Origin of the sequence: Nesterenkonia haasae, from assembly GCF_010119385.1 — a bacterium.
Classification (GTDB): Bacteria; Actinomycetota; Actinomycetes; order Actinomycetales; family Micrococcaceae; genus Nesterenkonia; species Nesterenkonia haasae.
Window position 1 is genome coordinate 1 of the sequence record NZ_VFIE01000044.1, and the last position, 1,133, is coordinate 1,133.

Consider the following 1,133-nt stretch of genomic DNA (forward strand, 5'->3'; position numbering starts at 1 on the left):
CGGCTTCATCTGGGGAAACCTCCCGTAGCAGTCCGTCATACTTTTTGAACATTCTCCACTAGAGACTCTTTAATGTTCTTCATGATCATTTCCGGTCTTCTTTTAGGTACTGTGCTCGGTTTCGTCTTCCAGCGTGGGCGCTTCTGCGTCACCGGCGCTTTCCGCGACCTCTTCACCACAAAGAGCACGCGCTGGTTCACTGCCTTCATGGTGATCGTCGCGGTCCAGTCCATCGGCGTTTTCGCCCTGGACGCCGTCGGACTGATCGAGCTCGGCGGCGGGACGTTTCCCTGGCTGGGCACGGTCATTGGCGGTTTCATCTTCGGCTTCGCCATCATTCTGGCCGGAGGATGCGCCACCGGAACCTACTACCGGGCCGGCGAGGGCCTCGTAGGGTCCTGGTTGGCCCTGATCTTCTACATCCTCGGTGCCGCGGCGTTCCGATTCGGACCGCTGGCCGGCACCACCGACTCCATCCGGTCAATCGAGATCTCCAACGGCACTCTTTACGAGACAATCGGCGTCACCCCCTGGATCCTAGTGATCCTCCTGGCGGCAGCCGTGGCGGTCGCGGCCCTACGTCACCTCAACCGTGAACGTCAGGTGAACAAAGTGAGTCTGCCAGCGACTAAGACCGGCCTCGCCCACGTGTTCACAGAGAAGGCATGGCACCCGTTCACGACAGCTGTGATCATCGGAGTGATCGCCACGTTTGCATGGCCGCTTTCCTGGGCCACCGGACGCGAATCCGGTCTGGGCATCACCGGCCCGTCGGCCCACATTGGCGTCTTCCTCGGCACCGGGGACATGGCACTGGTCGACTGGGGCATGATGCTGGTGCTCGGCCTGCTCATCGGCTCCTTCATCGCCGCCCAGGTTTCCGGAGAGTTCAAGATCCGCGTGCCAGACGCCACTACCACCGTACGCTCTATCACCGGCGGCGTCATGATGGGTTGGGGTGCAGCTTGGGCCGGTGGCTGCACGATCGGCAATGCAATGGTCAACACCGCGGCCTTCGGCTTCCAGGGATGGACCGCCCTGCTGTTCATGGTCCTGGGCACCGGCGCGGCGGCAAGGATCTTCATCATCAACCACAAGCGTGCCGGCGCCGGGCCTAAGCCGGTTCTGAGCAC

General features: G+C 62.0%; 1 protein-coding gene. It reads left to right on the forward strand.

Translation table 11 applies throughout. The features are described from left to right. Positions 1 to 81: 81 nt before the first annotated feature. Positions 82 to 1,133, forward strand: a 1,052-nt coding sequence (locus FH975_RS16205; protein WP_162322205.1) for a YeeE/YedE family protein, incomplete at its 3' end; no start/stop codon positions are given.